The organism is Alteromonas alvinellae (assembly GCF_902705805.1).
On sequence record NZ_CACSIH010000137.1, the window covers coordinates 1 to 1,288 of the forward strand.

Genomic DNA, 1,288 nt, shown 5'->3' on the forward strand with positions numbered 1-1,288 from the left:
GAGGCAAACGAGGGGAACTGAAACATCTAAGTACCCTTAGGAAAAGAAATCAACCGAGATTCCCCTAGTAGCGGCGAGCGAACGGGGAGCAGCCCTTAAGCTGTTTAGAATTTAGTGGAATCCTTTGGGAAGAGGAGCGATACAGGGTGATAGCCCCGTACACGACGGATTCTTTACAGTGAAATCGAGTAGGTCGGGACACGTGTTATCTTGACTGAATATGGGGGGACCATCCTCCAAGGCTAAATACTCCTAACTGACCGATAGTGAACCAGTACCGTGAGGGAAAGGCGAAAAGAACCCCTGTGAGGGGAGTGAAATAGAACCTGAAACCGTATACGTACAAGCAGTGGGAGCCCTTCGGGGTGACTGCGTACCTTTTGTATAATGGGTCAGCGACTTATATTTAGTAGCAAGGTTAAGTGAATAACGGAGCCGTAGCGAAAGCGAGTGTTAACTGCGCGTTTAGTTGCTAGGTATAGACCCGAAACCCGGTGATCTAGCCATGGGCAGGTTGAAGGTTGAGTAACATCAACTGGAGGACCGAACCCACTAACGTTGAAAAGTTAGGGGATGACCTGTGGCTGGGGGTGAAAGGCCAATCAAACCGGGAGATAGCTGGTTCTCCCCGAAATCTATTTAGGTAGAGCCTCGGACGAATTCCATTGGGGGTAGAGCACTGTTAAGGCTAGGGGGTCATCCCGACTTACCAACCCTTTGCAAACTCCGAATACCAATGAGAACTATCCGGGAGACACACGGCGGGTGCTAACGTCCGTCGTGGAGAGGGAAACAACCCAGACCGCCAGCTAAGGTCCCAAAATATTGCTAAGTGGGAAACGATGTGGGAAGGCATAGACAGCTAGGAGGTTGGCTTAGAAGCAGCCACCCTTTAAAGAAAGCGTAATAGCTCACTAGTCGAGTCGGCCTGCGCGGAAGATGTAACGGGGCTAAGCAATATACCGAAGCTGCGGCAGCATGTTTACATGCTGGGTAGGGGAGCGTTGTGTAAGTGGATGAAGGTGAGTTGTAAAGCTTGCTGGACATATCACAAGTGCGAATGCTGACATGAGTAACGATAATGGGAGTGAAAAACTCCCACGCCGGAAGACCAAGGTTTCCTGTCCCATGCTAATCAGGGCAGGGTAAGTCGGCCCCTAAGGCGAGGCAGAAATGCGTAGTCGATGGGAAACGGGTTAATATTCCCGTACTTATATAATCAGTGATGGAGGGACGGAGAAGGCTAGGCAAGCTTGGCGTTGGTTGTCCAAGTGAAAGTGTGTAGGCT

General features: G+C 50.4%; 1 rRNA gene. It reads left to right on the forward strand.

Annotation, left to right across the window (positions count from 1 at the left end):
* A 23S ribosomal RNA gene (locus ACX5KA_RS10410) occupies window positions 1-1,288 on the forward strand; the annotation flags it as partial.